Origin of the sequence: Corallococcus sp. CA041A, from assembly GCF_003612075.1 — a bacterium.
Lineage (GTDB): Bacteria > Myxococcota > Myxococcia > Myxococcales > Myxococcaceae > Corallococcus > Corallococcus exiguus.
This window is the reverse complement of the sequence record NZ_RAWF01000546.1, coordinates 1-1222: the sequence shown is the minus strand read 5'-3', so window position 1 is coordinate 1222 and position 1222 is coordinate 1. Positions and strand designations below refer to the sequence as shown.

The 1222-nt window shown below is 69.5% G+C and carries 1 protein-coding gene and 1 pseudogene; both read left to right on the top strand.

What is annotated here, in order from left to right; translation table 11 throughout:
• A pseudogene (locus tag D7V77_RS45395) lies at positions 1–132 on the top strand (IS30 family transposase); the annotation flags it as partial.
• Positions 133–435: 303 nt separating this feature from the next.
• The gene (locus D7V77_RS42035) at positions 436–1194 is read left to right on the top strand and encodes a DUF1338 domain-containing protein (RefSeq protein WP_120581737.1); all 759 of its coding nucleotides are present in this window, start codon (positions 436–438) and stop codon (positions 1192–1194) included.
• The last annotated feature ends 28 nt before the right edge of the window (positions 1195–1222 follow it).

Here is a 1222-nt window from a genome sequence, read left to right as displayed (position 1 = left end):
GTGGACCTGAGCGCCCTCTCTGGCAAGCAACTCGACGCCATCGCGCATGAACTCAACGGGCGCCCGCGTCAAACACTTGCATGGCGAACGCCTGCCGAAGTATTCGCGTCAGCTGTTGCGACGACCGATTGAGAGCGCCCACAGTCCTGCGGACAGTTGAAGGGGTTCTCCGTTCCGGGGTCGCAGATGGAGTCTCCGCAGGAACCGCACAGGGCCTTCTCCTGACGCGCCAGCTCGGGCGCGGCGGTCTCCGGCTCCACGACCCCTCCGCACGCCAGCAGCAGGCCGGACACCAGGGCCAACAGCCCCATCTTCATCGCGTTCATCGTCTGTCTCCGTGTATTCAGCATTTCCGCCCTGAGCGGGCCTGTGCTTGTTAATACAGTTCGCGGATGACGCTCAAAGGCGCGGGGAGCGCGGCGTACACTGCCGGGCATGACGACCTCCGCTTCCGACGCCTCGCGGCTGCTGGACCTGCTGTGGGAGCGCTACGCCTCCGAAGTCCCCTTCGCGCGCACCTTCGTGACGCTGTCCGGGGGACACTTCCGCAACGACCACGTCGCGTTCCGCACCCTCGCGCGGCCGGAGGGAGGCATCGCCCTCTTCTCCCGTGTGTTCGAGCGGTTCGGGTGGAAGCCGGCCGGCGCGTACACGTTCCCGGACGCGCACCTGTCCGCCATCTACCTGTCGCATCCGGACGGACTGCCGCGCGTCTTCCTGTCCGAGCTGAAGCAGGAGGAGCTGTCGCCGCGCGCCCGCGAGCTGCTCGCCGCGCTGCCGGTGGATCCACCGCCGCCGGAGGACGTGGAGGCGCTCGCGGCGTGGTTCACGGCGCCGCCGCCCCCGGAGGAAGCCGCGCTGCTGGAGCTGGAGAAGGAGACGCAGTACGGCGCGTGGCTGCTGGCCTTCGGCCGCAAGGTGAATCACTTCACCGGCGCGGTGGACGACGTGGAGGCGTGGCAGCGGCGCATGCGCGAAGCGGGCGTGCCCATGAAGGCGGACATCGAGGGCGAGCCCGGCACTTCACTTCGACAGACGGCCACGCACGCGGCCCCGCTGCCCCTGACGCTCCGGGGCGGTGGCACGCGTGCATGGCCGTATGCGTACTTTGAAATCGCCCAGCGCTCGGGAGGGTTCGACGGGTTCCTGGGGCCGCAGGCCCGCGCGCTGTTCGACATGACGAAGCGGGGCTGAGGCTCGCGGCCCGGGGGACGGTCGGGGG